General features: G+C 58.5%; 23 protein-coding genes. 9 read left to right on the top strand and 14 right to left on the bottom strand.

Features of this window, described 5'->3' with window-relative positions; translation table 11 throughout:
* The first annotated feature begins 55 nt into the window (after nt 1-55).
* Both recQ and F1529_RS08875 read left to right on the top strand, forming a co-directional pair.
* Nucleotides 56-2,197, top strand: coding sequence for a DNA helicase RecQ (gene recQ / locus F1529_RS08880; protein WP_155133908.1), 2,142 nt, complete (start codon nt 56-58; stop codon nt 2,195-2,197).
* 119 nt (nt 2,198-2,316) lie between these two features.
* Nucleotides 2,317-4,269 (top strand): metallophosphoesterase, encoded by a 1,953-nt coding sequence (locus tag F1529_RS08875; RefSeq protein WP_370456986.1) that lies wholly within the window; start codon nt 2,317-2,319, stop codon nt 4,267-4,269.
* A gap of 50 nt (nt 4,270-4,319) precedes the next feature.
* On the opposite strand, the gene F1529_RS08870 is transcribed toward F1529_RS08875, so the two are convergent.
* Nucleotides 4,320-4,751, bottom strand: coding sequence for an MgtC/SapB family protein (locus tag F1529_RS08870; RefSeq protein ID WP_007148851.1), 432 nt, complete (start codon nt 4,749-4,751; stop codon nt 4,320-4,322).
* A 173-nt stretch (nt 4,752-4,924) separates the two neighbouring features.
* Here F1529_RS08870 and F1529_RS17695 point away from each other — a divergent pair, with 173 nt between their 5' ends.
* Entirely contained in the window at nt 4,925-5,059 is a 135-nt protein-coding gene (locus F1529_RS17695) for a hypothetical protein (protein WP_007148563.1), read from the top strand.
* 90 nt (nt 5,060-5,149) lie between these two features.
* Nucleotides 5,150-6,523 carry a DEAD/DEAH box helicase gene (locus tag F1529_RS08865; protein ID WP_007149722.1) on the top strand — a complete coding sequence of 458 codons (1,374 nt, stop codon included), beginning with the start codon at nt 5,150-5,152 and terminating at the stop codon, nt 6,521-6,523.
* An 88-nt stretch (nt 6,524-6,611) separates the two neighbouring features.
* On the opposite strand, the gene F1529_RS08860 is transcribed toward F1529_RS08865, so the two are convergent.
* The 3 genes from F1529_RS08860 to F1529_RS08850 form a co-directional block, all read right to left on the bottom strand.
* Entirely contained in the window at nt 6,612-7,286 is a 675-nt protein-coding gene (locus F1529_RS08860) for a hypothetical protein (RefSeq protein WP_155133902.1), read from the bottom strand.
* A gap of 129 nt (nt 7,287-7,415) precedes the next feature.
* Nucleotides 7,416-7,916, bottom strand: a complete 501-nt coding sequence (locus F1529_RS08855) for an activator protein (protein ID WP_370456985.1) — start codon at nt 7,914-7,916, stop codon at nt 7,416-7,418.
* A gap of 190 nt (nt 7,917-8,106) precedes the next feature.
* Nucleotides 8,107-9,012: an aspartyl/asparaginyl beta-hydroxylase domain-containing protein gene (locus F1529_RS08850; protein ID WP_155133896.1), complete on the bottom strand. Its 906-nt coding sequence runs from the start codon at nt 9,010-9,012 to the stop codon at nt 8,107-8,109.
* A 259-nt stretch (nt 9,013-9,271) separates the two neighbouring features.
* On the opposite strand from F1529_RS08850, the gene F1529_RS17785 reads away from it, so the two are divergent.
* From F1529_RS17785 to yecR, 4 genes are all read left to right on the top strand, one after another.
* Nucleotides 9,272-10,978: a mechanosensitive ion channel family protein gene (locus F1529_RS17785; protein WP_155133893.1), complete on the top strand. Its 1,707-nt coding sequence runs from the start codon at nt 9,272-9,274 to the stop codon at nt 10,976-10,978.
* A gap of 101 nt (nt 10,979-11,079) precedes the next feature.
* Nucleotides 11,080-11,253: a hypothetical protein gene (locus tag F1529_RS17530; RefSeq protein ID WP_007150661.1), complete on the top strand. Its 174-nt coding sequence runs from the start codon at nt 11,080-11,082 to the stop codon at nt 11,251-11,253.
* 362 nt (nt 11,254-11,615) lie between these two features.
* The gene (locus F1529_RS08840) at nt 11,616-12,908 is read left to right on the top strand and encodes an LssY C-terminal domain-containing protein (RefSeq protein ID WP_155133890.1); all 1,293 of its coding nucleotides are present in this window, start codon (nt 11,616-11,618) and stop codon (nt 12,906-12,908) included.
* Nucleotides 12,909-13,000: 92 nt separating this feature from the next.
* Complete coding sequence (gene yecR, locus F1529_RS08835) at nt 13,001-13,327, top strand: YecR family lipoprotein (protein ID WP_155133887.1); 327 nt, start codon at nt 13,001-13,003, stop codon at nt 13,325-13,327.
* A gap of 455 nt (nt 13,328-13,782) precedes the next feature.
* Here yecR and sat read toward each other — a convergent pair whose 3' ends face one another.
* From sat to F1529_RS08795, 8 genes are all read right to left on the bottom strand, one after another.
* Complete coding sequence (sat, locus tag F1529_RS08830) at nt 13,783-14,988, bottom strand: sulfate adenylyltransferase (RefSeq protein ID WP_155133884.1); 1,206 nt, start codon at nt 14,986-14,988, stop codon at nt 13,783-13,785.
* Nucleotides 14,989-15,193: 205 nt separating this feature from the next.
* On the bottom strand, nt 15,194-16,252 hold the full coding sequence (locus tag F1529_RS08825) for a succinylglutamate desuccinylase/aspartoacylase family protein (RefSeq protein WP_155133881.1): 1,059 nt from the start codon (nt 16,250-16,252) through the stop codon (nt 15,194-15,196).
* A 119-nt stretch (nt 16,253-16,371) separates the two neighbouring features.
* A complete protein-coding gene (gene rimK, locus F1529_RS08820; RefSeq protein ID WP_007148982.1) occupies nt 16,372-17,280 on the bottom strand; it encodes a 30S ribosomal protein S6--L-glutamate ligase in 909 nt (302 codons plus the stop codon).
* Nucleotides 17,277-17,735, bottom strand: coding sequence for an ATP-dependent zinc protease (locus F1529_RS08815; protein WP_007150043.1), 459 nt, complete (start codon nt 17,733-17,735; stop codon nt 17,277-17,279). Before F1529_RS08815 ends, rimK begins: the two co-directional genes overlap by 4 nt.
* Nucleotides 17,735-18,118 (bottom strand): lactoylglutathione lyase, encoded by a 384-nt coding sequence (gloA, locus tag F1529_RS08810; protein ID WP_039926957.1) that lies wholly within the window; start codon nt 18,116-18,118, stop codon nt 17,735-17,737. Before gloA ends, F1529_RS08815 begins: the two co-directional genes overlap by 1 nt.
* A 269-nt stretch (nt 18,119-18,387) precedes the next feature.
* Nucleotides 18,388-19,689, bottom strand: a complete 1,302-nt coding sequence (locus tag F1529_RS08805; RefSeq protein WP_230457744.1) for a serine/threonine protein kinase — start codon at nt 19,687-19,689, stop codon at nt 18,388-18,390.
* Between the two features lie 305 nt (nt 19,690-19,994).
* Nucleotides 19,995-21,413, bottom strand: coding sequence for a YncE family protein (locus F1529_RS08800; RefSeq protein WP_155133878.1), 1,419 nt, complete (start codon nt 21,411-21,413; stop codon nt 19,995-19,997).
* 212 nt (nt 21,414-21,625) lie between these two features.
* Nucleotides 21,626-22,849 carry an argininosuccinate synthase gene (locus tag F1529_RS08795; protein WP_007150960.1) on the bottom strand — a complete coding sequence of 408 codons (1,224 nt, stop codon included), beginning with the start codon at nt 22,847-22,849 and terminating at the stop codon, nt 21,626-21,628.
* Nucleotides 22,850-23,075: 226 nt separating this feature from the next.
* On the opposite strand from F1529_RS08795, the gene rnt reads away from it, so the two are divergent.
* A complete protein-coding gene (gene rnt / locus F1529_RS08790) occupies nt 23,076-23,744 on the top strand; it encodes a ribonuclease T (protein WP_039926955.1) in 669 nt (222 codons plus the stop codon).
* A gap of 131 nt (nt 23,745-23,875) precedes the next feature.
* Here rnt and F1529_RS08785 read toward each other — a convergent pair whose 3' ends face one another.
* Nucleotides 23,876-24,478, bottom strand: coding sequence for a peroxiredoxin (locus tag F1529_RS08785; RefSeq protein ID WP_007148668.1), 603 nt, complete (start codon nt 24,476-24,478; stop codon nt 23,876-23,878).
* Nucleotides 24,479-24,701: 223 nt separating this feature from the next.
* On the bottom strand, nt 24,702-25,433 hold the full coding sequence (locus tag F1529_RS08780; protein WP_196220383.1) for a PepSY-associated TM helix domain-containing protein: 732 nt from the start codon (nt 25,431-25,433) through the stop codon (nt 24,702-24,704).
* Between the last annotated feature and the right edge of the window lie 24 nt (nt 25,434-25,457).

Below are 25,457 nucleotides of genomic sequence, written 5' to 3'. Positions count from 1 at the left end.
CGAATGCCTGTCGCCCGGATGTCATCGTCCCGGCCCCACGGGTATACTCCCGGCCATGCAATCCAATGCCCACTCCGTTCTCGAACACGTCTTCGGCTACCACCAGTTTCGCGGTGAACAGCAGACCATTATCGATACCCTGATACAGGGCGACGACGCGCTGGTGCTGATGCCCACCGGCGGGGGTAAATCCCTGTGCTATCAGATCCCGGCCCTGGTCCGTGCCGGCACCGGTGTGGTGATCAGCCCGCTGATTGCCCTGATGCAGGATCAGGTGGATGCGCTCAAGGCGCTGGGCGTGAAAGCCGGCTTCCTTAATTCCACCCTGTCACTGGAGCAAGTACGCGAGCTGGAAAACGCCTTGCTGCAAGGCGAGTTGGACATGCTCTACATCGCCCCGGAGCGGCTGATACAGCCGCGCACGCTGGCGCTGTTGAAACAGGCCGAGATCGCCCTGTTCGCTATCGATGAAGCCCACTGTGTGTCCCAGTGGGGGCATGATTTCCGCAACGACTATCTGCAGCTCTCTCTGCTGCACCGGGAATTCCCGCAGGTGCCCCGCATTGCGTTAACCGCCACCGCGGACCAGCGCACCCGCACGGAAATTGCCGAGCGACTGGACCTGACCCAGGCGCGACATTTTGTCTCCAGCTTCGACCGCCCCAACATCCAGTACCGCATCGAGCGCAAGGACGGCGCCCGTAATCAGCTACTGCGCCTGTTGCGTGCCGAGCACGCCGGTGAAGCGGGGATCGTCTACTGCCTGTCGCGCAACAAGGTGGACCGGGTGGCCGAATGGCTATGCCAGCAGGGCATTAATGCCCTGCCCTACCACGCCGGGCTTTCTGGCCCTGTGCGGGAAAAACACCAGCAGCGCTTCCTGCGCGAGGACGGCATTGTCATGGTCGCCACCATTGCCTTCGGCATGGGCATCGACAAACCTGACGTGCGGTTTGTGGCGCATCTGGATCTGCCCAAGAGCATTGAGTCCTACTATCAGGAAACCGGCCGGGCCGGCCGTGATGGCAACCCGGCCACAGCCTGGATGGCCTATGGGCTGGAAGACGCCATCAAGCTCAAACAGATGCTCGCCCAGAGCAGCGGCAACGAGCAGCACAAGCGCAACGAAAACCAGCGCCTGGAAAGCATGCTGGGGCTGTGCGAAATCACCCATTGCCGCCGCCAGGCATTGCTGCACTACTTTGCTGAAACCCTGGAAAAACCCTGCGGTAACTGCGACACCTGCCTGCATCCACCGGAAACCTTCGACGCCACCGAAGCCGCCCAAAAGGCCCTGAGCTGTGTCTACCGCACCGGCCAGCGCTTCGGCGTCAATCACCTGATCGACGTGCTAACCGGCAACCGCTCCGACAAGGTCGCCAGCGCCGGGCACGACCATGTGTCTACCTGGAACATCGGCAACGAATTCAACGCCAACCAGTGGAAAAGCATCTACCGTCAACTGGTGGCCCGCGGCCTGCTCACCGTGGACATGAACGGTTACGGCGCGTTGCAACTGACCGACGCCTGCCGCCCCTACCTGCGCGGGGAACAGCCCCTGCACCTGCGCAAGGAAATTGCCAAAGCGAAAAAGGCCGGCACCCGCAAAAGCCAGTCCAACGTGGCGGAAGCGGATCGCGCCCTGTGGGAAGCACTACGCGCCTGTCGCAAACGGCTATCCGAAGAAGAAGGGGTGCCGCCCTACGTGGTCTTCCACGACGCGACCCTGATGGACATGCTCGCCATCCGCCCGCGCAACCGCATGGAACTTTCCGCCGTGAGCGGTGTAGGGGATCGCAAACTGGAGCGCTACGGCGACGACTTTCTTGCCGTTCTCAATAAAGCCGCGAATGGCAGCAGCGCCGGCGAGGCAGAAGACGCCGGCCCGGACAGCAACGAGATTCTCACCCTGGCCCTGGCCAACATGGACCCGTCCGCCATCGCCCGGCAGCAGAACCTGAACGAGCAGACCATCTACCGGGAGCTGAGCCAGCTGGTGGTCAACGGCAAGCTGTCACTGGAACAGGCCCTGGGCCTCAGCGACGTGGAAATCGGTATCATTCAGGACGCCCTGCTCAGCCAGGCCAACCTGGCGGAAGACACTTTCAGCTACCGCCAGATCAAGGAACAACTGGCTGACGACTGGCCCACCGGCGTCCTTCACTGTGTCCGCCAGGCCATTCTGGCTCAGTGCTGATCCGCACTGAGCCAGATTCAGCACGGACGTTCAAATAAAATTCACTGGATCGTCAATCCTCCCACACACGCCCTCTCCACAATCCCCCGACCGACTCTTATCTGACTGGGGAATCCATTGTGAAACGGCTCAATTACAACCTTGCGGCTCTGCTTGCCGCACTTGCGCTTACCGGCTGCGGGGGCGATTCGTCGTCCTCATCCGACGACACCGACACAACTGATAAAGGCAGCACCCCCGCCACCACAACCACCCTGCGCATCGGCTTGTTGCCCGATACCCAGGGCGGCGGCGACAACGTGGCCATGCACCCGATGAAAGCCGTGCTGGATAAAGAACAGGCGCTGGGCGCCAACATCGTCATCCCCGTGGGGGACCTGACCGACCACGGCACCACCGGCGAATTTGAACAGTGGACCTCCATTGCCGAAGGTTACCGCGATGCCGGCATCGAATTTCTGCCATTGATGGGCAACCACGAAGACAGCTATGCCTACTCCGTGGAGTGGGTTGAAAACATGAAGCACTACATTCCCGATGACGCCGTCCATATGGCCGGCGCGCAGTACCTGAATTATTACGTGATCCGCGACAACGTGATGATTGTTCTGCTCAAGTACTACAACCTGCCGATCGCTTTTCAGTGGATCAAGCAGGCGGTCAATACCCATCGCGATGAGGTAGACCATATCGTGATCGCCAGCCACGACGGCCTGATCGGCGCCAAATACGGGGAAACCCGCGAAATGATCGTGGAAGGCGTCACCGGCGACAATCTGCTGATGAACCAGTGGGATGATATCCGCGCCTTTTTCGCCCGCAATGACGTGATCTGGGTACAGGGCCACGAGCACATGTATCAGCGCTCTGTTATCACCGCCCCGATTTATGTGGATCCCGCCTCCTGGACCGAAGAGGAAGGCAACTACCGGCTGCCGCAGTACACCCAGATCGTTTCCGGCAACGCGTCCTACAAAGGCTACGAATTCCGTTACGGGGAACGCGAGCTGGTGCAGCGCATCGTGCAGCAAAAAATGAACACCAAGAGCAACGGCTCCACCGCCTACGATGTGAATGCTTCAGTACTGACCTTCCAGGGCCCGCGAGTGGATTACGAGTCATGGTTTGCCGAACACACTATCAGTAGCAACGAAGACGGCGTGAAAGAACTGGCTGATCCGAACTGGCAATTGCTGGACCGTTTTTCACGTACCAGCAACCGCTGCGAGCGCGTGGTCTACCCCAACTCCATTCCCGACGGCACCCGCCCGGTCATGTATCTGGACAGCCAGTACATCAGCAATGACTGCCGCGCAGACGATGGCAGTACTGCCAGAATGGTGGCCGGCACCAACAACACCTTTAACCGCCTGGAAAGCCGCACCCGGGACATGGAACTGACCCCCGGGTTCAGCCGAGCCGAGAGCGTGCCGGATTTGATGCGCCTGTCTTATCAATACCTGTTCCAGTACAACCAGCCCTGGACCCCGAACCTGAACGCGGAAAACCGGGTCATCCCCAACAGCGGCGACAGCAATGTGCTGGATATTCCGGAAACTACCATGGACCTGAAAGAAGATGTGGCCATGAGCTGGCAACCTGCCACAGAAGACACCCTTAGCGACATTCTGATCATCAGTGGCACCCAGAATCAGACTGGCACTTACTCCAGTGCCTATGGCGCGATCAAGGATCTGGAAGCCGATACCGGCCTGCCAGGCAGCCAGCCGGACGGCACCGCCAAGCAAGCCCATATCCTGCCCGCCAGCGCCAGCAAGGACTGGGATTTGAGCAGTGCAGTCTCAGATCGCTACGCCCTCACCTTTGATGTCGCCGCCGGTATCGCCACTGAGACGACTACTCTGGGTATGCATAGTGAGTCCGGTTGGCAGGCCGTCACCTCAGCGGGTTGCGTAATCAACCAACCTTTCGATGAGAGCTTCCTGGCGACCCCACCGGTGCGCAGCGCAGGCTGCGACGCGGAACCACTGGTGGGCTTCGATGCTGACCACGGGCAACGCTGGTGGGTCGTCCTGGAGCAGGACGCGGAACTGGCCTTGCTGGCACGTTAACCTGCCACGTAAAGCCCTGTTACCCGGCCCTTCCCGTCACGCGGGGAGGGTCACCCCTCCTCTTCCTGGCGTTTGAATGATCGAGAAAACTGCAGAATCAAAAAATTGATCAGCGACAGCACCAGGGCAATTTCATAACGACTGTAAGCTACCGAAATACCGATCGCCCCGGTATTCCACAGGCTCGCCGCCGTGGCGGTACCGCTCACATTAGCCCCATCCTTGAGAATCGCCCCACCGCCGATAAAACCCATGCCGGTAATAATCCCGTACATGACCCGCGCTTCCGCATCGGAACCGGTGTACACCTGCATTCCCACCAACATATAGCCACAAGCCGCAATGGAGACCAACGGGAAGGTACGCAAGCCAGCACCTCGCGCCCTCTGCTCCCGGTTCCAGGCCACCGGCAGCGCCAGCACAAAAGCGGCGCCAAGCTGAATCAGGTGGGTCCCCACCTGCGCCCAGTCCAGTTCCTGCATATCGCTCTCCTTGCTTAATAGGGGTACGGGGTTTTGCCCACGGCCACTGACAGCAACCCAACCCGGCTACCATTGAGACGCATATGTAAGCAAAAGCTTACATCGACACAACAGAAGCCCGCCGCCCGATCACGCTACCGTTAGTACACAGAATAAACAGAGGGGAAGGAAAAATGGAACAGGATGAGTCTCTGGATCTGAACTGGCTCCCCGAGCAGCTTGATGGCATCTTCGAAGACAGCCATGCCGCCGACGCCGGCCAATGGGAATCCATAGAAAGCCACGATATCAGCTACCAGGCGGCCTGAACCGGCCGTCGGCTTTACCAAGCATTACTCGTGTTCACGCCCCGGATCAGTTAGGCTTGCCGCCCTTTTCCAGCTGATCCTCCCAACTTCATGCATTTTTCAGATCTCGGGCTGTGTGATGCCCTGCAAGCGGCCGTGGCTGAGCGTGGCTACGACACGCCTTCCCCTATTCAGGCCCAGGCCATTCCCGCCGTACTGTCCGGCCGTGATGTGATGGCCGCCGCCCAGACCGGTACCGGCAAAACCGCCGGCTTTACCCTGCCGCTTCTGGAACGCCTTCGCACCGGCACCCCCGCGCGCAACAATCAGGTCCGCGCCCTGGTACTCACGCCAACACGCGAGCTGGCCGCCCAGGTGGCGGAAAGCGTCTCCACTTACGGCAAGAACCTGCCGCTGACGTCCAGCGTGGTATTCGGTGGCGTGAAGATCAATCCGCAAATGCAGCGCCTGCGTGGCGGTTGCGATGTGCTGGTGGCCACACCAGGACGCCTGCTGGACCTGTATCAGCAGAACGCGGTGAAGTTCGATCACCTGGAAGTGCTGATCCTGGATGAAGCCGACCGCATGCTGGACATGGGCTTTATCCACGACATCCGCAAGATCCTCTCGAAACTGCCTCCCAAGCGGCAGAATCTGATGTTCTCTGCGACCTTTTCGCCGGAAATTCGTGCGCTGGCCAAGGGGCTGGTTAACGACCCGGTGGAAGTGGATATCAGCCCGCGCAACACCACCACCGAACTGGTCACTCAATGGATCGCACCGGTGGACAAGAAGCGCAAACCCGCCCTGCTGACCCACCTGATTCAGGAACACGGCTGGTTCCAGGTACTGGTATTCAGCCGCACCAAGCACGGCGCCAACAAGCTGGCCAAGCAACTGGAAGCCAACGGCATTGAAGCCGCCGCCATTCACGGCAACAAAAGCCAGAACGCCCGAACTCGCGCTCTGGCCGACTTCAAGAACGGCAAGGTCCGCGCCCTGGTCGCCACCGATATCGCTGCTCGCGGTCTGGATATCGAGCAGTTGCCCCAGGTGGTCAACGTGGACCTGCCCAATGTGCCCGAGGATTACGTGCACCGTATCGGCCGTACCGGCCGGGCCGGCGCCACCGGTCAGGCCATCTCCCTGGTCAGTGCCGACGAATTCCAGCAGCTCAAGGACATTGAACGCCTGACCCAGCAACAGCTGGAGCGCAAAATCGTGGCGGGCTTTGAACCCGGCGAACCGCTTCCTGCTGGCCGCGCGCCCCTGCCTCCGAAAAGCTCGCGGCCCAAGAAACCGAAAAAGCCCTCCTCCGGTGGTCACCGGGGCGGGCAGTCGTCCGGTAACGGCCAACGCGCCCAGCAAGGCAACAAGGCCAGCGGCAATGGCGGCAATGCGGGCGCCGGAAAACCTGCCGGGAACGGGCAGCGTCGGCGCCGGCCGCAACGCAACAACCGTCCGGCAAATGGCAATAAAGCCTGAATCGCGACATGACTCATAATGTCCGGCGCCTGACGCCCGACAAAAAAACGGGGCCAACTGGCCCCGTTTTTTATGCTGACGCCAACCCTTAACGCTGGCGTAACAGCCCCTGGTAGTGGGCCATATAACCTTGCAGCTCGGCATCACTCAGGTCTTTCAGCACCTTGTTGTTCACCGCATGCACCGCTTTGCGGCTGCCATCCACCCCCACATTCAGGGCCTTCTGGGTCACAAAACCTACCTTCACTTCCTTGGTGTTGGCGACAAAAACTTCATCGATAATCTTGTCGGCCACATCGCCCATGGCGCGGGTGACCAGCGCCACATCCTCGGTGCCTTTGCCCGCCGCACACAACTCGGTGGCCTTGCGGAAGGTCTCGGCAAAGGCGTCATCCACCGGGAATGAAATATGGGCCTGGTTACCGTTATCGTCACCGGCCTGCCAGTACATGGCTTTCACGTTCGCCAGTACCGGTGCAAATTCCTTGCTGGTGATTTTCTTGAAGATCTGGCGAGTCAGCATGCTGGACGCTTTACCCGCAGTAGAAACGGCAAAATCGATGACTTTTTTCTGGCCACCGGACAGTTCGGTCATGTTGGCCGGCTCCACCAGAAACAGGCTGAGAACACGGTCGGTCAGATGATCTGCCATCTGGATAAACTTCTCCGCGCTGTCCTTGCGGTCGTTTTCAACAGCGTGGATGAAATCTTCCGTGCTGTTCACCAGCGCCGGGTTTGCGGGAATCGCCACCACATTTTGCATTGTTATGTCCTTGCCTGTTCTATGTGCCCAGGCTACCCCATCAGGCAGCCGATCAAGCTGGCCATAATAACGGGGCGATGGGCACAGGGGAAACGCCGATCAGGCCGGAATAACAAAGCTGATACGTCTTCAGGGCGAACTCGCACTTTGTGTAACCGCACCGGCTTGCGACGGATGACGGATATCCACCTGTGGCGTAGTCAGCATGGTGCCATTCATGGCGCAATCCGGCCCCAGGTTAACCTGTTCAAAACTGGCCGAGGCCTCGGCATTGCGCCATACCAGCGACACCGGGCCCGGACCGCAAACACCCCCGAGCAAGGGCACCCGGACTTTTACCTGCATATCATGCACCGTGAGCTTGCGGGGGCTATCCACTTGCCCTTGCCAGGGTAGCCCCAACGCCTTGATGCTTTTACACAAAGGATTGAGCCCGCCGAAAGTCACCTCAGTAACACGAAGCCCACCGGCGGCATCCACGCGGCCATCAAAGGTGGTTTCACAGGACACCGGTATCCGGCCTTTTTTCATGGCCAATTCACCACTGGCGGAAAAGGGCCCAGCCGGCGCCACGGCCACGTCGGCATAAGTGGTGAAGGAAAGCGACAACAACACGATGGGCAAGAGCACGGCGCTCCTGCGGGCAATGACAGTCCTTATCATTGTTATTATTCCTGTTTCTGTTCTTATTTTGTCCGATGTTTTTCTGATTATCTCCCCACACCCATACTGTCACGGCAATTCAACGGCTGCCAATCACCGCACGGCGGATCTTCGCCGCAATGCTACCGTTTATCGCCCTCCGGAAATTGAACAGCATTCACACCAATTGATAACTGATCCCGCCCAGCACCGCCAGGACCACCGCCCACTTGGCGGTTACATAGAATCGCTTGTTCTTCCGCTTCACCGATTTGAGAAAACCCTTGTAGGCGATCACACCCTTGCCCAGTTTGTTACCAATACCGGTGTGGCTACTGTCCACGTTGTCGATCATGAACAGGCGATTGAAAAACCAACCAAAGAACCAGTAGCCCTTTTGCACCCATTTGCTCTTCAAGGGACGGTCCACGTCGGTCATCAGGATGATGCGGGGCGTCTCGGTGCGGTTCCACGCAGAATGAATATAGGTTTCGTCGAAGATAATGCTGTCGCCATCGCGCCAGATGTAATCCTCTTCGTTCACCGTCAACCCGCAGTTTTCATCATTGGGCGTACTCAGCCCAATGGAGTAGCGCAGCGTATAGGCAAACGGGTCGTGATGACGATTCAGCTTCTTGCCCGGCATCAATACGGCGAACAGGGCAATATTCAAGGTGGGAATCTGCTCCAGCAGCGCCATGGTTTTCGGCGCCAAGTCGTAGGCCGAGGGCAGCTTGTTGTCGTACACCTTCAGATAAAAACTGGTCCAGCGATTGTCCTTGTAAAAACTGCTGGCCGGCAGATCTTCTTTCGCCGTAATCAGGCCACCGTGGTACAGCGCCACCGCCTCATCGCGAATGGTTTCCCAGTTGTCTTCGATCAACTGTAATTCCGGCAGATGCGACAAGCTGAGACGCGGCGTGGTTGGCACCTTGGACAGCAAATAGGCCGGAATATTGAACGGCACCATAAAGGTGGAAAAGTCCGACAGCTGGCGCTTCAGGCCAAACGGTTCCCGGTTACGCATCCGAATAAAAATAATGCAGCCGGCATAAATCAGCAGACAGGCCAGAATCACGGTCATCTGTTTTCCTTTGGTTCATTGATTCCAGGTTCGAGGCAACCCGCGCTGCCCGAAAAATCGACGGACGGGATTTTAAAGCAAAATCCCCCGTAAAACCGGGATAATACCTGCCAATTGCCGCCATTGCTCTGTCTGACAGGCCCGTCGGTCTGTTCGCCCCGGCCCTGCCGGGGCCGCCATCATTGGCCGACACCCCGGTTAGCGGTACATTCTAGCCTTGCCTTTGCACAACAGCCGCCACCCTTGAGGAATCCACCCTGTGACGCACCGAATTCTGCCCCTGATCGCCTGCCTGCTGCTCTTGGCACAGTGGAGCCACGCCGACGATAGCTCGCTGACCATCAAGGATGTCATTGATACAGGGGAGAAAGCCGAAGCGGTGATTGCCGACTCCCTGCAAGATGACAGCATTCGACCCGGTGACACCCCCCTCTCGACCATGCTGGCCATCATGGACGCCGCCCAGGACGGAAACTGGGACGCCGCCGGGGCTTACCTGGACATGCGTTACCTGCCCGCAGACATGGCCGACAAGGACGCCGCCACCTTGATGGAGCAGCTGAACATTGTCTGGGGACAGCAGCGCATTCTGGACCTGACCCGGTTATCCACCCACCCGGAGGGGCACCGGGATGACGGCCTGCCCAGCTACCGGGACAAGATCGCCACCCTGACCCTGCCGGACGACACCCTGACCCTCTATCTGCAGCGGGTACCCGGCGATGACGACCGTCGTATCTGGAAAATTTCCAACGCCACAGTGCAGCAAATCCCCCATCTCTGGGAGCTGTTCGGTTACAACCCGACCATCACCCGTTTGGCGGATTATCTGCCGGATTTCACGGTCCTCTATATGCAGAACTGGCAGGTGGCCGGGCTGATACTGATCATCATCGGCGCCTGGCTGGCCTCTTCCCTGCTGCGCCGGCTGACACTGCGCCTGCTGGAGTTCTCGGACCGATACCGCAATACCCTGCACCAGTTCTTCTCCATGCCGTTTCGCTGGTACCTGTTCTTCAAAATGATGCAGCTGGGCGTGGCCGAACTGGGCCTGTCCATCCGCGCCCAGGTGTACCTGAACCAGTCCGCCCTGGGCTATCTGGCCACCCTGTTCCTGGCGCTGGGCGTTATCGAGCTGCTCTCCGCCCTGTTCCTTAGCAGCGCCCAGAACCAGAAGTACTGGTCCGGCATCATCCGGCCAGTTCGTACCATCCTGAAAATGATCGCCGCTGTGGTGATTTTTCTGCTCTGGCTCAGCGACTCCGGCTACGACATCACCACGGTGCTGGCCGGGCTGGGCATTGGTTCCATCGCCGTGGCGCTGGCCGCACAAAAGACCCTGGAGAACGTGATTGGCGCCTTCACCCTGTACATTGCCAAACCCGTTCAACCCGGCGACTTCTGCCGGGTTGGCGCCACCGCCGGCGTCATCGAGGAAATCGGCCTGCGCTCTACCCGCATTCGCCAGACGGACCGCACCGTGGTGTACGTTCCCAACGCGGTACTCGCCAGCGCCAGCATCGAGAACATCAGCGAGTCCGATTTCCGTCGCTACCACCGCGACCTGCATATCCGCCTGGGTGCCAGCACCGACCAGCTGCGCCAGTTACTGGTCGACCTGCGGCGCTTGATTTACAGCCACCCACGGCTCACCGAGCGTGCAGCCCGAGTGCGCTTCGAGGAAATCCTGCGGGACGGCTACCGCATTTCCCTGAACTGCTATGTGGACAGCAGTGCCTACGGCGAATTTCTGGCCGTGGCTGAAGACCTGAACCTGCGCATCCTGCAAATCCTGGAGGATAACGGCGTCCACCTGGCGGTGCCGGTTCAGCAATGGGTCAACAACACCGAAGGCAGCACTCCCACGGTGCAACGCAGTCAAGATGAGGCTTTGCCCTTCCCCGACTTCAGCGACGACGACAAGGCGGCCATGAAAGGCAGCCTGGACTATCCGTACAAGGGCTAAAAACGTATATACATTGACTATCTAAAAGATAGCCTATAGCCTCATTGAAAGTCGAGCGTGAACCGGCGACGATGCGGCGTGATTTTTCATGGTGATGACCAATGGCAAAAAGCAAAGCCAAAAAGAAAAACAGCCAGCTTATCGTCCGAATCAACGACGAAGAGCGTGTGCGCTTTATCGAGCTCTGTGAGGAACTCGATACCAGTGCAGCAAGGGAAGTGCGCCGGTTTATTCGCGACTTTATCAAGAATCAGGAAGCGCCTTCCGGCGACTGACTGAAACCGATAAAACCTGTATTCGATATAAACGACGGAGCACACCATGTCTCAGAAGAAAAAGCTGAAAAAAGCCATCAAGAACAGTAAAGCCAAGATCAGCAAGCAAGAAAATGTTGTGAAGAAACTGAAGAAAAAGCTCAAGAAGCTTTAATCTTCCATTGAAGGGGCCGGCATCGCCGGCCTCCTTCAACCACGTTCAACCTTCCTCAACTTTCTTCAACGTTCTCCCGCACCCTCTCGCCCAATTGCATATCCCCCACGCACCCAGCCGCGCCGCGTACTGATTCAGTGTCAATCATCAACATCCCGCCAATGGCGGTGTTAACATCAAGCTTCACGGGTTCAGGGGATGTTTGGGAATGATGCAACGGCTCGCTTTGCTATTCAGTCTTTTCGCTTTCACTGCCGCATGCAGTTTTCAACCCGGCATCGTCGATGACAACGCTCTGCGCGAAGGCGCCACGCAACATGCGGAACAAGCGCTGACCGTACGCGCCAGCGTCATCAGTGACAGCGATGCCCACGACATCTTTGGCGTGGCCCTGGGCATACACGGCATTCAGGCCGTCTGGCTGGAAGTGGACAACAACACCGGAACGCCGCTGTATTACCTCCCTGTCACCACCGACCAGCAATACTTTTCGCCACTGGAAGTGGCCTGGAAAGTGAAGGGAAAGTTCGGCAAGGAAGATGAAAAAGCCGTGGACCGCATGTTCGTTTCCCGTGCCATGCCCATCAACCTGCCAACCGGCAAGCGCACCAGCGGCTTTGTATTCACCAACCGCGATCTTGGCGTCAAGGTGGTCAATGTGGACCTGCTGGGAGGCGGAAAAAGCTGGCAATCGTCATTCATCATCGACGTGCCGGGCATCAAACTCGATGTGGAAAAAGTCGATATCACCACCCTGTATAACGAGCAGGACCACCTGGAAGTGGATCGCGATGGCCTGCGCACCTGGCTAGCAGAGCAGCCCTGCTGCACCCACAACGACGACAGCAGCGCCAGCGGCGACCCGATCAATTTCGTCCTGGTCGGCGACAGCCAGTTGCTGCTCAGCGCCATGGTGCAACGCGGCTGGGACCTGACCGAGCGCATCCATGGTGGCTCGATCTGGAAAACCACCAAATCCTTCCTGATGGGTTCCAGCTACCGTTACTCCCCGGTGAGCTCCCTTTATGCCCTGGATCGCCCCCAGGATATGGCGTTGCAAAAAGCCCGTGGCAATATTCACCAGCGCAATCACCTGCGCCTCTGGCGGGCGCCACTACTATGCGACGGCGAACCGGTCTGGCTGGGACAGATCAGTCGGGATATCGGTGTACGCTTTACCTTCAAGTCACCCACCCTGACCACCCACAAAATCGACCCGGATGTGGATGAGGCCCGGGACTATCTGCTCCAGGACATGATTTTTTCACAACGGCTGGCCGAGTTCGGGTATGTACGCGCCATGGAAGCCAAACACATCGACAACCCCGGCCATAACCTCACCGGCGATCCCTTTATTACCGATGGCCTGCGGCTGGTAATGTTCTTCCATAGTCCCATGACGCCCATGCATGAAGTGAAAAATCTCCACTGGGAACAGCCGGACCGGAACCGTCGCCACTGGATAGAAAGCGATTCGGCCCCGGCAGCGCCATCACCGTAACTTTTTTGCTTTCTTTACAGATTGCCGCTTGAGTCCTTCAAATCAACCCGTAGGCTTTGTGGATAATGCTTACTCACCGATTGGAGCCAATCATGTTCATTCGATTTCTGACCGTGCTTGCCGCCGCGTCCCTGGTCGCCTGCGTAACCGCCGCCTCCCCGATCCGGGTTGCTGACGGGAACCAGAATGAAGGTACCGTGACCCTGGCCACCGACTATAACCTGATGCAGAACCCACAGATGGACTGGCAACAAGGCCTGCAAAAAGCCAGCGCGCAATGTCAGGGCTGGGGCTACAGCGGCGCGATTCCCAGTGGCAAACCCAGCCAGAGCTGCAGCAATGAAACCCAGGACGGTGACTGTATCGGCTGGACAGTGAACGCGACCTTCCAGTGCACCGGGCAGGCTCCCCAGCAGTAACGGCTGCCGGCAATGAATAGGGGTTATCGCGGAATTGAGTGATCAGCCGGCTTCAGAACTTGTCCTATTATCCAGTCCTGGCAAGCGTTGGACGCCGGATGCCCGACGACGAACGCTTGCACTCAAAGCCTGAAAACCTTGGTCGCCATGGTCTCTGCGCAAAATTCCTTACCCGATAATTGCCGAAATAATCGTCCTGACAATCCCTCAAAGTACTCCTCAAAAAAGGTACCGCAATAACGACAACTTCTCAGGCTATGGGGTTTTAACGTCAGGCATCCGGCGTCAAGTGTTTGGCAAAGCGCCGGGTATTCGCGATAAACCCTTAAGACGGCGAGTAGCGCGTTATTCACACTTATCCGCGAAAAACAAAAAAGCCTCTTAAAAGAGGCTTTTTTGTTTATCTTTCTGATGCCTAGATGCCTACTGAGCGAACGTGCCCAGGTCAGCCCTGATTACTTGTCGGCGTCCAGCGCCTGGTAGTAATCCATCAGGATCTGCGCCACTTCAGGGCGAGAGAATTCCGGCGGCGGGGCAATCCCCTGGCCCAGCATCTCACGCACCTTGGTGCCTGACAGCAGAACAAAATCGTCCTTGGTGTGATCCGGCACATCACGCATCATCACCACACGATCGAGCTTCTTGGAGTAGGCGGTATGGTCGGCTTCGAAGATCTTGATCTCCAGAGCGTCAGCCGGCACTTTCTCCTGGAAGATGGTTTGTGCGTCGAAGGCACCGTAATAATCACCCACACCAGCGTGGTCACGACCCACGATCAAGTGGCTGCAACCACAGTTCTGGCGGAACACCGCGTGCAGCACCGCTTCACGGGGGCCGGCATACAGCATGTCAAAACCGTACCCGGTGATCATCACGCTATTGGGTGGGAAATACACTTCTACCATCTTGCGAATAGAGGCATCACGCACTTCGGCCGGAATATCACCGGCTTTCAGCTTGCCCAGCAACATGTGGATCAGGATGCCATCGGCGTTCAGCGCTTCCTGGGCCATGCGACACAATTCTTCGTGGGCACGGTGCATCGGGTTACGGGTCTGGAAAGCAACCACATTACTCCAGCCGCGCTCAACAAACTCATTGCGGATGGAAACGGCGGTGCGGAAGGTGTCGGGGAAGTCGTCAGCAAAGTAGGAATAGCTCAGCACCTGGATATCACCGGAAACGATAAAGTTGCCCGCCGCCAGGAAATTCGCCACGCCCGGGTGCTGCTTGTCGTTGGTAGCGAAGACCTGCTCGGCCACCGCTTCCAGTTCCGCGTCAGAGGCTTCTTCGATAGCCGCCACGTCCATCACCGCAATCACCGGCTGGCCGTCCACATTGGGGTCACGCAGGGCAATGCGCTTGGCACCTTCAATCGCGCTGACATCCTTCAGCATATTGACGATCGGTACCGGCCAGAACAGGCCATCGGCAGTGGTCAGGTTTTCGGCCACTGACAGCATATCTGCCTTGTTCATGTAACCAGACAGCGGGGTGAAATAACCGGCCCCCATCATCACCGCATTGGCGGCAGCCGCGGAACTGATCACCACCGACGGCAGAGACTCCGCTTCATGCTGCAGGGCAACGCGGGCAGCTTCATCGGCGACGTACAGGGGGGTTAATGCGTCCGCACCATGCGGCTTGACCAAAGCGACCATCTATTCACTCCAAATGCTTAATCAACGAGGGATCCATTTCGCGGCGCAGTATAGCAAAGGATCGGCACCAGGTCGGCCCGGCAATAAGTAATAAGGAAAACACAAACAAGAATAAGGCAGACAGCGGCAACCGCCGTCCAATCAGACCGCCAGGGGGACTCGCCCCCCTGACGCCTGCCTGAGCTGCAACAGGTTGCGGGCCGGATTATACGATTGGCGGCTCCCCCGACAGGGTCGGCCCTTCTTCAATATCGTGGGTGAACTCTTCCAGCGACTGCGCCACTTCCCCCACCTCCTCGAAACGGGCGATGTGGTAGAGGGCTTCGCCTTCGTTAACCAACGGCAGATTGTTGCGGCCGACCAGAATGCCGGCGGCAGGGGCGTGGATATTAATGTCATCGCCGCCAAAGGGGCTGGAGATACGGCCGATGAGATCCCCTTTCTTGATCCAGGCGCCCAGGGCCACCAGGGACAGGAAGACACCGTCACGCTCGGCACGCACCCAGCTGGAGGAGCGAGCGATATAGGGCTCAGCGGGTGCCTTGGTGCGGCGGGAACCGGTCATGCCCAGATGATGCATCACGTTGAGCACGCCTTTGACGCCAGCACGAATGCAGGACTCATCAAAACGTAGCGCCTCGCCTGCTTCGTAAGTGATAACGGGAATGCCCTGGGCTTCCGCCACTTCACGCAGCGTGCCCTCGCCCAGCACCGAGTTGATTACCACGGGCACGCCAAAGGCGTTGGCCATGGCACCAGTATCGTCGTTGGACAGGTTGGCACGAATCTGTGGCAGATTATCGCGGTGAATGGCGCCGGTGTGCAGGTCCACCGCGTGGGTCGCACGGTCCAGTACCTGGGTCTTGAACTGCCACGCCATGCGCGCGCCCAGGCTGCCGGTTTCCGAGCCCGGGAAGCAGCGGTTCAGATCCCGACGGTCCGGCAGATAGCGAGATTTGTGAATAAAGCCGAACACATTCACCACCGGCACCGCCAACAGCGTGCCGCTAAGGTTTTTCAGGGCAGAATGGCGTAACAGGCGGCGGATGATTTCCACGCCGTTCAGCTCATCGCCATGGATAGCCGCGCTGACCATGAACACCGGCCCGGGCTTGCGACCGTGGATCACGTGAATAGGCACATTCAGCGGGGTCTGGGTATAAAGCTGAGCCAGCGGCAGCTCCACTTTTGTGCGGGAGCCGGGCTGAACGGTAATACCATCAATTTCAAAGGGAGCGTTTTTCGGTTCTTTTGGATTTTTCATTTCTCACCCGAAACAGGCACTAAAATTTCATCCACTGTAGGCGCCTCCCATGAAAGATAACCCTACGGTGCAACATCTTCGCGTTCGCGCCTCAAGTGGCGCTCCTACAGAAGCGAGGATCAGCCTTTGGATCCTTTCGTCTGGGTTCTGTAGGGGCGGGCATCCTTTTCGATGAACTTGATAATCATGCCAGCCACATCCTTGTTGGTGGCCATCTCAATCCCTTCCAGGCCGGGGGAGGAATTCACTTCCATCACCACCGGACCATGGTGCGAACGCAGGATATCCACCCCCGCCACATTCAACCCCATGATGCGCGCGGCTCGCACAGCGGTGGCGCGCTCTTCCGGGGTGATACGAATCAGGCTGGCACTGCCACCCCGATGCAGGTTGGAGCGGAACTCGCCCGGCGCGGCCTGGCGTTTCATGGCTGCAATAACCTTGCCGCCTACCACAAAACAACGGATATCAGCGCCGCCGGCTTCCTTGATGTATTCCTGCACCATCACCGACACATTCAGCCCCATAAAGGCTTCGATTACCGATTCCGCCGCCTTGCGGGTTTCCGCCAGCACCACGCCGATGCCCTGGGTGCCTTCCAGCATCTTGATCACCAGCGGCGCACCACGAACCATGTTGATCAGGTCGGGAATATCATCCGGGGAGTGGGCAAAACCGGTGATGGGCAACCCAACGCCTTTGCGCGAGAGCAACTGCAGCGAACGCAACTTGTCCCGGGAGCGAGAGATGGCTACCGATTCATTGATCGGGAAGACACCCATCATTTCAAACTGACGCACCACCGCCGTACCGTACTGGGTAATCGAGGCGCCAATACGCGGAATCACCGCATCAAACCCTTCCAGCACTTCACCCTTGTAGTGAATTTCCGGCTTGTGAGCCACCATGCTCATGTAACAGCGCAGGGTGTCGATCACATGCATTTCATGGCCCGCTGCTTCGCCGGCTTCGACCATGCGTCGCGTGGAGTACAAGCGCTTGTTTCGGGAAAGAATCGCAATTTTCATGGTTGCTCTTTTGTGCCGCCAAGGAGGAATGACGCTGTCGGGTCCACGGTAATCAGGTCCATGGCGGTTCGTCCCAGCAGCATGCGGAATTTCATGTTCTCACGGTCCGTGAGAGTAATCTCAATGGGCCAGTGACGCCCGCCCAACACAATCTCGGTGCGAATCACCGGGCGCTCTTCCTTGTGCCCACCGGAGTCGGTGACCACACGGCGATCCAGCACCGGAGCTTCGCATTCACGGATAGTATCCTGATCCTGGATCGGGTGAATGCAAAAACGCACCCACTCGGCGCCATCGCGCTCAAACGTTTCCACCTGATAGGCGTGCAACGCGGACGTGCGGGCACCGGTATCCACCTTCATCTTGATGGCGTCGATACCCAGTTCAGGCAACGTCGCCCATTCCCGCCAGCCAACGGTGACCTTGTTCGTCACTTGCGACTCTTTCAATGCCATCAATCGCGTCCCAGCAATTCGATTTTATAGCCGTCCGGATCCTGCGCGAATGCCAGCACCGTGGTGCCGTGCTTCATGGGGCCCGGTTCGCGGGTGATACGCCCGCCTCTTTCCCGAATACGCTCACAAGCAGCGTACACGTCGTCCACGGCCAGAGCCACATGGCCATAGCCGTCACCCAGATCGTAGGACGACTGGTCCCAGTTACAGGTCAGCTCCAGCACCGCGCCTTCAGATTCCGGCTGGTAGCCCACAAATACATTGGTAAAGCGCCCTTCCGGGTAGTCCTTGCGCCGCAATTCGGTCATCCCCAGCACCTGGGTATAGAAAGCGACGGACGCCTCAAGATCACCCACACGCAGCATGGTATGCAGGATTCGCATGGTTAGAAAAACTCCTGACAACAAGGAAATGCACAGGTGCCGGAAGCGCCTGCCGTGTCAGGGCGAAGTGTGGTGCGAGAAGGGTCGATTGACAATGAAAAAGTGGGTTTGCGGAGGGGAACACTGTAAAATATACAGGTCACCGTCGCTCATAGCGGACACGCCGGGGGCTACCCCGACATCAGGTGCGAGTCGCGAGAACCTGAAGATTTCACTCTTTGAGGTTTTGCCTTTCGACACTCGCAACTCGCCACTGCTGTTATCGCGACTCAGGGCAGGAACAGGGACCCCTGATCCTCTACCCAGGCTTCCGGCACACTGCCCTCACGGATACGCTGCGGGTGATCCCCCACATCCACCCGAGCCACTTCCTGGCCGCTGGCATAATTGAACACTGACATCTGGTCAGTGCCGCTCCAGGAAATATAGCAGTGTTCACCATCCTGGCTGGTGGTCACCCAGTAGGGTTTCTCGCCCACCCCGGTGTGAATCTGGTATTCAAAGGTGCCACGCTCCACCAGAGCCACATAGTCGCTCATGGTACCCGCCACACACAGGGTATCCCCGGCATCATTCATGGCGATACCGTGATGGGCCGAATCATTGACGTACTTTTCAATCGGCATGTCCGGCACAAGGTTAGGCAATTCCGCCAGGCGGGTAATCCGGTCTTCCTGCATGTCGTATTCGATGAAGCCATGCAGAAAGGAAAGCTGGAAATAGAAAAAGCGCTCGTCCGGGGTATGGGCCATGGGCCGGACCGCCGGGCTGAGATTAGCAAGGCCAGCCTCTTCCAGCTTCACTTTCATGTCGATTTTTTTGAGGATGTCCAGGCTGGCTGCATCCACCACCTGAAAGACTCGCTCGCCTTTCAACTTGATGGGGTCTCTATCCAGCGGCAGGAAAACATGACCAATGCTGGCATGGTAAATGCGCTCCCCATCCTCGGAATATACATTTTCGTGCGGGGAATTGCCTGACGGGAACTGGCCAACTTCGGTGCCGGTTTGCACATCCAGAATATGCACGACCTTGCCTGTGGACGCCGACACAGCCACTTGGCTGCCATCCGGGGAAATGGCCATATGATCGGAGCGATAGCCTTCCACCGCAAAGCGCCATGCAATATCACCGCTAGCAATATCGATGGCAACCACATCCGCAAAGCTGGGCCGGGACACGATCAGCAAGCGGCCATCATTGCTGCTGTACATATCGTCCACGTACTGATGGTGGCCTTCGCCAATGAAGACTTTGATCGCCTCGTAGAACAATAGCGTCACCGGGTTCAAATAGATCTGGGTCACCCGCTTTTGCTTATCGGGAATACCGTTGATACGCCCCAACCGCTCGTGACTGGCCATGTCGATCACATCAATCATGCCTTCCCAGTTGTTGCCCACGAAGATCACATCGCGCGCGCCTTGCGCCGTACTCCCCCCCGTCTCTTCTTCATCATCCCACCAATTCCACCAACTGGCGGACGCGAGCATCGGCAGGCCCAGTGCCACTATCAGCATCAGCACCTTAACCAGCCGGCTACCGCCCCCTGCATGCAGAATCTGCAACATATGCCTCTCTCCCTTGGTATTATTGTTTTATTGAGTGCACGACCGTACACCTGACAATGCAACCAGAACAAAAGGGAATAGACAGGAATGTGCTCACCTGCTCAGAGGCGACGGGACCCGGATCACTAAAGAGAAAAAGGTGCCAGATGGGGTCTGGCACTTTCTTCCAATGCAGAAGCGGCTAAGGTTGGCCACGCGGCCAGCCCTGGCACATGAAACCCTGCCCTGAATGACGGCCGGTGAGCGGTTCCTCATTGCAAAGAACAACCGGCTTTCAACGGTTCGCTTGTGAGACACCGCCTGCTTCAGGGCAGGAACAGGGATCCCTGATCGTCTACCCAGGCTTCCGGCACACTGCCCTCACGGATACGCTGCGGGTGATCCCCCACATCCACCCGGGCCACTTCCTGGCCGCTGGCATAGTTGAAGACTGACATCTGGTCGGTGCCGCTCCAGGACACATAGCAGTGGTCACCGTCCTTGCTGGTAGTGACCCAGTAAGGCTTTTCGCCAATACCGGTTTTCAGTTCATAGGAGAAATCGTCACGGTCCACCAGCGCCACATAGTCACTCATGGTGCCGGCCACACAGAAGGTGCTGTCGTCGGCGCTCAGGGCAATGCCGTGGTGGGCGGAATCGTTCACATAGGTTTCCCGGGTCACCAGTGGACCGGTCAGGTCCGGCAACTCGGCCAGACGCAACACTTTCTGCTCTTCCATGTCGTACTCGATAAAGCCGTGCAGAAAAGACAGCTGGAAGTAGAAATAACGCTCATCTGCCGTGTGCGCCATGGGCCGCACTGCGGTGCTCAGGTTGCCGTGGCCGGCCGCCTCCAGATCGGCTTCCAGATCCAGCGTTTTAATAATTTCCAGGCTGTCGGCATCCACTACCTGAAACACCCGCTCCCCCTTGGTCGCATCCAGCAGGTTCTTGCCCAGCAGGGCATCGGTGACGCCGCCCAGCAGCTCGCTGTCCAGCGGGGTGTACACGGTACCGATACTGGCGTGATAAATGCGCTTGCCGTCCTCGGAGTAGATATTTTCGTGGGGCGAGTCACCGGACGGGAACTTGCCCTGCTCTTCACCGGTTTCCACATCGAGAATATGGACCACATTGCCGGTTGAGGCGGACACGGCCACCTGGGTGCCATCCGGAGACAATGCCATGTGATCAGAACGGTAGCCGTCGACCTCAAAACGCCAGACCACCTCACCGGTGGCAATATCAATGGCGGCCACATCCGCATAGCTGGGGCGGGAGACGATCAGCAGGCGGCCGTCATTGGAGCTGTACATATCATCCACGTACTGGTGATGGCCTTCGCCAATCAACACGCGGATGCCCTGGAAAAACACCAGATCCACGGGGTTCATGGCAATCGCCTGCTCCCGCTCGGCCTGGTCCGGTATGCCATTGATGCGCCCCAGCCGCGTGTAGGTGCTGGCATCAATCACATCGACCATGCCTTCCCAGTTATTACCCACGAAAATCACCTTGCGCGGACCTGCGGGCTCCACCTCGGGGGGCGGCTCCGGCGTTTCGGTGTCGGGCACCTCTTCGTCAGACACCTCCCGACCGGACTCTTCCCCTGAAGGGGCGGCGGCCGGGGCCGAACTGCTACCGCCCCCGCCACAGCCGGTCATCAACAAAGAGGCACACAAAGCCAGGGCCCCCAGGGTCTGGGGCAAGAATGGGGTCGGCGAAACGGGTTGACGATCCAGCATGGCGATTCCTCAAATGAGCCTGTTGTTGTCGATATATCGCTGCCCACAGGTTAATTGAGACGATCGTACAATCTAAATGTATTTTCCTTGTTGTTATGTAACGTATTACGCCAGACACTCGATGCCTGACGCCTGACATAAAAAAACCGCCGCGAGCCAAAGGCTTGCGGCGGTTTCCGTGTTGCGTGCTGCGTGACGCGTGCGGCGTCTCTTTAACCCAACTTGCGGCCCGTCTTGGCGGCAATACGCAGGCGCAGCGCGTTGAGCTTGATAAAGCCTTCCGCATCTTTCTGGTCGTAGGCGCCGGCATCGTCTTCAAAGGTGGCGATGGACGCATCGAACAGGCTGTCGTTGTCGGAACGACGGCCTACCACGGTCACGCTGCCCTTGTAGAGCTTCAGGCGAACTTCGCCGTTCACGTGTTCCTGGGTGGCATCGATCAGCTTCTGCAGGGCCAGGCGCTCCGGGCTCCACCAGTAACCGTTGTACAGCAGCTCGGCGTACTTGGGCATGACGGAGTCTTTCAGGTGCGCGGACTCACGATCCAGAGTCAGGGACTCAATGGCACGGTGGGCCGGCAGCATGATGGTGCCCCCCGGTGTTTCGTAGCAACCACGGGACTTCATACCCACATAACGGTTTTCCACGATATCCAGGCGGCCAATGCCGTTATCGCCACCCAGCTTGTTCAGCTTTTCCAGCACCTGCGCCGGGCTCAGCGCATCACCGTCGATGGAGACGATGTCGCCCTTTTCGAAGCCCAACGTGATGTAGGTGGGCTGATCCGGCGCGGCTTCCGGGCTCACGCTCCAGCGCCACATGTCTTCTTCCGCTTCCCACCACGGATCTTCCAGGTTGCCGCCCTCGTAGGAGATGTGCAGCAAGTTGGCATCCATGGAGTACGGGGATTTCTTCTTCTTGCTGGAGAAATCCACCGGGATATTGCGCTCTTCGCAGTACGCCATCAGCTTTTCGCGGGAATTCAGGTCCCACTCACGCCACGGCGCAATCACCTGAATGCCCGGGGCCAGGGCGTAGGCGCCCAGCTCGAAGCGCACCTGGTCGTTACCTTTACCGGTGGCGCCGTGGGAAATGGCATCGGCACCGGTTTCTTCAGCAATTTCCACCAAGCGCTTGGCGATCAGCGGGCGCGCAATGGAGGTGCCCAGCAGATACTCGCCTTCGTAGATGGCATTGGCACGGAACATGGGGAATACATAATCACGCACAAACTCTTCGCGCAGGTCTTCAATGTAGATCTCTTTCACGCCCATGGCTTCTGCCTTGGCGCGGGCCGGCTCCACTTCTTCCCCCTGGCCGATATCGGCGGTGAATGTCACCACTTCACAGTCATAGGTATCCTGCAGCCATTTGACGATAACTGAAGTATCCAGGCCACCGGAATAAGCCAGTACCACCTTGTTGATCTTGGACATTGAAAGACTCCGCAAATGGGCGACCGGCAGCGCGTGGGCCGGCCCCCGATGAATCGTGGGGCATATCGAGGGGGCGTATTGTACCCGTCCGCCCCCTTGCACGTCACCTCCAGGCAGCGCCGGGCCCGGTTTCGCCTGTTGCCGGGGTGGGGATTCCGGTAGCATAAGCCCCGCTCGCAGCTGCGCTTGCGGTTTCTGCGGGGTCTTTGTGTTTGATGGAGTGATCATGAGCGATCAGCATCCCAGCCTGGCGCTACGTTTCCGCGGCTTTTTGCCGGTAGTCATTGACGTGGAAACCGGGGGATTCAATTCCCAGACCGACGCGCTGCTGGAAATCGCCGCCGTCCTGATAGAAATGGACGCCCAGGGCAACCTGCGCCCGTCCACCCGCATCCAGTTCCATGTGGACCCGTTCCCCGGGGCCAACCTGGAACAGGCGGCACTGGATTTCACCGGTATCGACCCGAGCAACCCGCTACGCGGCGCCGTCTCGGAAGAAACCGCCTTGAAAGGGGTATTCGAGCCCATACGCAAGGCCGTGAAGCAACACGGTTGCAGCCGCGCCGTACTGGTTGGGCACAACAGCTTCTTTGACCAGGGCTTTCTGAACGCCGCCACCGACCGGGCCGATATCAAACGCAGCCCGTTTCACCCCTTCTCCAGTTTCGATACCGCCACATTGGCCGGACTGGTGTACGGGCAAACGGTGCTGGCCAAAGCCTGCGAAGCCGCGGGTATCCGCTTCAGCCAGCGCGAAGCCCACTCCGCGCTGTATGACGCCACCCGCACCGCCGAGCTGTTCTGTTCCATGGTCAACCGCTTCAAGACCCTGGGCGGCTGGCCACCACCACCAGCAAAAACCATCCCGCCAACCCTGGCGAAAGCGCTGGATTGAATTAGCCGCAACACGCTCCACGCAGGCACGCCACACGCTAAAACCACCGCGTGCCCGCGTGTTGCATGCCGCATGAAGCACAAAAAAAAGGGGCGCTATTTCTAGCGCCCCTTTTTTTGTGCTGCTTTCTATTACAGCTTGTCTGCATTACCAGACAGGTACTCGGCCACACCGTCCGGGGTGTCCTTCATACCGGAATCACCTTTCTGCCAGCCCGCCGGGCACACTTCGCCGTGCTCTTCGTGGAACTGCAGGGCGTCAACCAGACGAATCAGCTCGTCCATGTTACGGCCCAGCGGCAGATCGTTAACGATCTGGCTGCGCACCACACCGTTCTGGTCGATCAGGAACACGCCGCGGAAGGCCATACCGCCTTCAGACTCAACGTCGTAGGACTGGGCAATACCGTGGTTCATGTCAGCAGCCAGAGTGTATTTCACCGGGCCGATACCGCCATCGTTAACCGGGGTGTTGCGCCATGCGTTGTGGGTAAAGTGGCTGTCGATGGAAACACCGATCACTTCCACGTTGCGCTCTTTGAACGCGTCCATGCGGTGGTCCAGAGCGATCAGCTCGGACGGGCACACAAAGGTGAAGTCCAGCGGGTAGAAGAACACCAGGCCATACTTGCCCTTGATGGCTTCGGACAGGGTGAACTCGTCAACGATGCTGCCATCGCCCAGTACAGCAGGAACAGTAAAATCCGGTGCAGGTTTACCTACCAGAACGCCCATTGTTTCTCTCCATTGTTTCCATTCTTACGGTATAGCCAGAGCAAAGCGCTCGCTCTGGCCGCTTGAAATCCTGTGGAGCAGCGATCATACAACGCCCGCAGCAATACTGCATGGGGCCGCTGAGTGCTGCTACGCACAATCATGGGGATTCCTCCCCGGCTTTCAACAGGTTGACCTGGTTGTTTGGCACGAATGTGAATACTTTGCGCAAAACACCGCCAATTCAACGGCGGGACCGGCTCCAGATCACGGTCCCCGTCAGCGCCAGGATCACCAGCACCAGCGCCGCCAAATCCATGACCAGCTGCCCGGCCAGGCCAAACAAGCGCCCTGCATGCAGATCCAGCAACAAGCGCTGCCAATTCAGTGACGGCGGCACACTCTGCGCCACAATGCGCTGCTTCATGGTGTCAGGCAGCGACTGCTGGCGAGAAGGCGTCCAGGCGGCATCATCCGGCAACGTCACACTGGCCAGCTGATCCACATCGTACTGGCTCAACCCCTGCTCGGTTTTCAGCACCAGCCCCTGATCATTGCGCCCCATGGCACTGAATGCCGGCACCCCATAGGCCGGCCCCATGCGTTCCACCTGCTGGCCCTGAGCATCCAGCAGCAACAGTGCGTCAGCACAGCCGACCACCGTCCAGCCGTTATCCTGCACCACGCCACGCAACGGCGCCCGACAATAGAGGCTCTTTTCCCCGTCAATAAACAGGCTGTCATTGGCCTGGGCATACCAGCGGTGATCCAGGGCGATACCCGACACGGACTTTGGCACCGGCGCACCGTACCAGCGAGCCAGCAGCGGCGGCAGCGGCCGGGACGACCAGCCAAAGGAGTCGATATGATTGAGCAGGACGCCGGTGACAGACAGCACCAGCACGGGCAGCGCCACGGCCAACCCCAACCAGCGATGCCAGCGGCGCCACTGCCGGGTCGGTTTGCGTTGGTTCATGACGGCCTCGGTATTCAAAAAACC

The sequence above is a fragment of the Alcanivorax sp. VBW004 genome (genome assembly GCF_009718865.1).
GTDB lineage: Bacteria > Pseudomonadota > Gammaproteobacteria > Pseudomonadales > Alcanivoracaceae > Alcanivorax.
This window is presented reverse-complemented; position numbering and strand designations above follow the sequence as displayed.

Coding starts and splice junctions, on each gene's coding strand:
- F1529_RS08780 (WP_196220383.1), bottom strand. CDS start 25,433: ATGAACCAACGCAAACCGACCCGGCAGTGGCGCCGCTGGCATCGCTGG.
- F1529_RS08805 (WP_230457744.1), bottom strand. CDS start 19,689: ATGTTGCAGATTCTGCATGCAGGGGGCGGTAGCCGGCTGGTTAAGGTG.
- F1529_RS17695 (WP_007148563.1), top strand. CDS start 4,925: ATGGAACAGGATGAGTCTCTGGATCTGAACTGGCTCCCCGAGCAGCTT.
- rimK (WP_007148982.1), bottom strand. CDS start 17,280: ATGAAAATTGCGATTCTTTCCCGAAACAAGCGCTTGTACTCCACGCGA.
- F1529_RS08795 (WP_007150960.1), bottom strand. CDS start 22,849: ATGTCCAAGATCAACAAGGTGGTACTGGCTTATTCCGGTGGCCTGGAT.
- F1529_RS08840 (WP_155133890.1), top strand. CDS start 11,616: ATGATGCAACGGCTCGCTTTGCTATTCAGTCTTTTCGCTTTCACTGCC.
- yecR (WP_155133887.1), top strand. CDS start 13,001: ATGTTCATTCGATTTCTGACCGTGCTTGCCGCCGCGTCCCTGGTCGCC.
- F1529_RS17530 (WP_007150661.1), top strand. CDS start 11,080: ATGGCAAAAAGCAAAGCCAAAAAGAAAAACAGCCAGCTTATCGTCCGA.
- F1529_RS08870 (WP_007148851.1), bottom strand. CDS start 4,751: ATGCAGGAACTGGACTGGGCGCAGGTGGGGACCCACCTGATTCAGCTT.
- F1529_RS08850 (WP_155133896.1), bottom strand. CDS start 9,012: ATGACCGTGATTCTGGCCTGTCTGCTGATTTATGCCGGCTGCATTATT.
- F1529_RS08785 (WP_007148668.1), bottom strand. CDS start 24,478: ATGGGCGTTCTGGTAGGTAAACCTGCACCGGATTTTACTGTTCCTGCT.
- gloA (WP_039926957.1), bottom strand. CDS start 18,118: ATGCGAATCCTGCATACCATGCTGCGTGTGGGTGATCTTGAGGCGTCC.
- recQ (WP_155133908.1), top strand. CDS start 56: ATGCAATCCAATGCCCACTCCGTTCTCGAACACGTCTTCGGCTACCAC.
- F1529_RS08860 (WP_155133902.1), bottom strand. CDS start 7,286: ATGCAAAATGTGGTGGCGATTCCCGCAAACCCGGCGCTGGTGAACAGC.
- F1529_RS08800 (WP_155133878.1), bottom strand. CDS start 21,413: ATGCTGGATCGTCAACCCGTTTCGCCGACCCCATTCTTGCCCCAGACC.
- sat (WP_155133884.1), bottom strand. CDS start 14,988: ATGGTCGCTTTGGTCAAGCCGCATGGTGCGGACGCATTAACCCCCCTG.
- F1529_RS08815 (WP_007150043.1), bottom strand. CDS start 17,735: ATGGCATTGAAAGAGTCGCAAGTGACGAACAAGGTCACCGTTGGCTGG.
- rnt (WP_039926955.1), top strand. CDS start 23,076: ATGAGCGATCAGCATCCCAGCCTGGCGCTACGTTTCCGCGGCTTTTTG.
- F1529_RS08865 (WP_007149722.1), top strand. CDS start 5,150: ATGCATTTTTCAGATCTCGGGCTGTGTGATGCCCTGCAAGCGGCCGTG.
- F1529_RS08825 (WP_155133881.1), bottom strand. CDS start 16,252: ATGAAAAATCCAAAAGAACCGAAAAACGCTCCCTTTGAAATTGATGGT.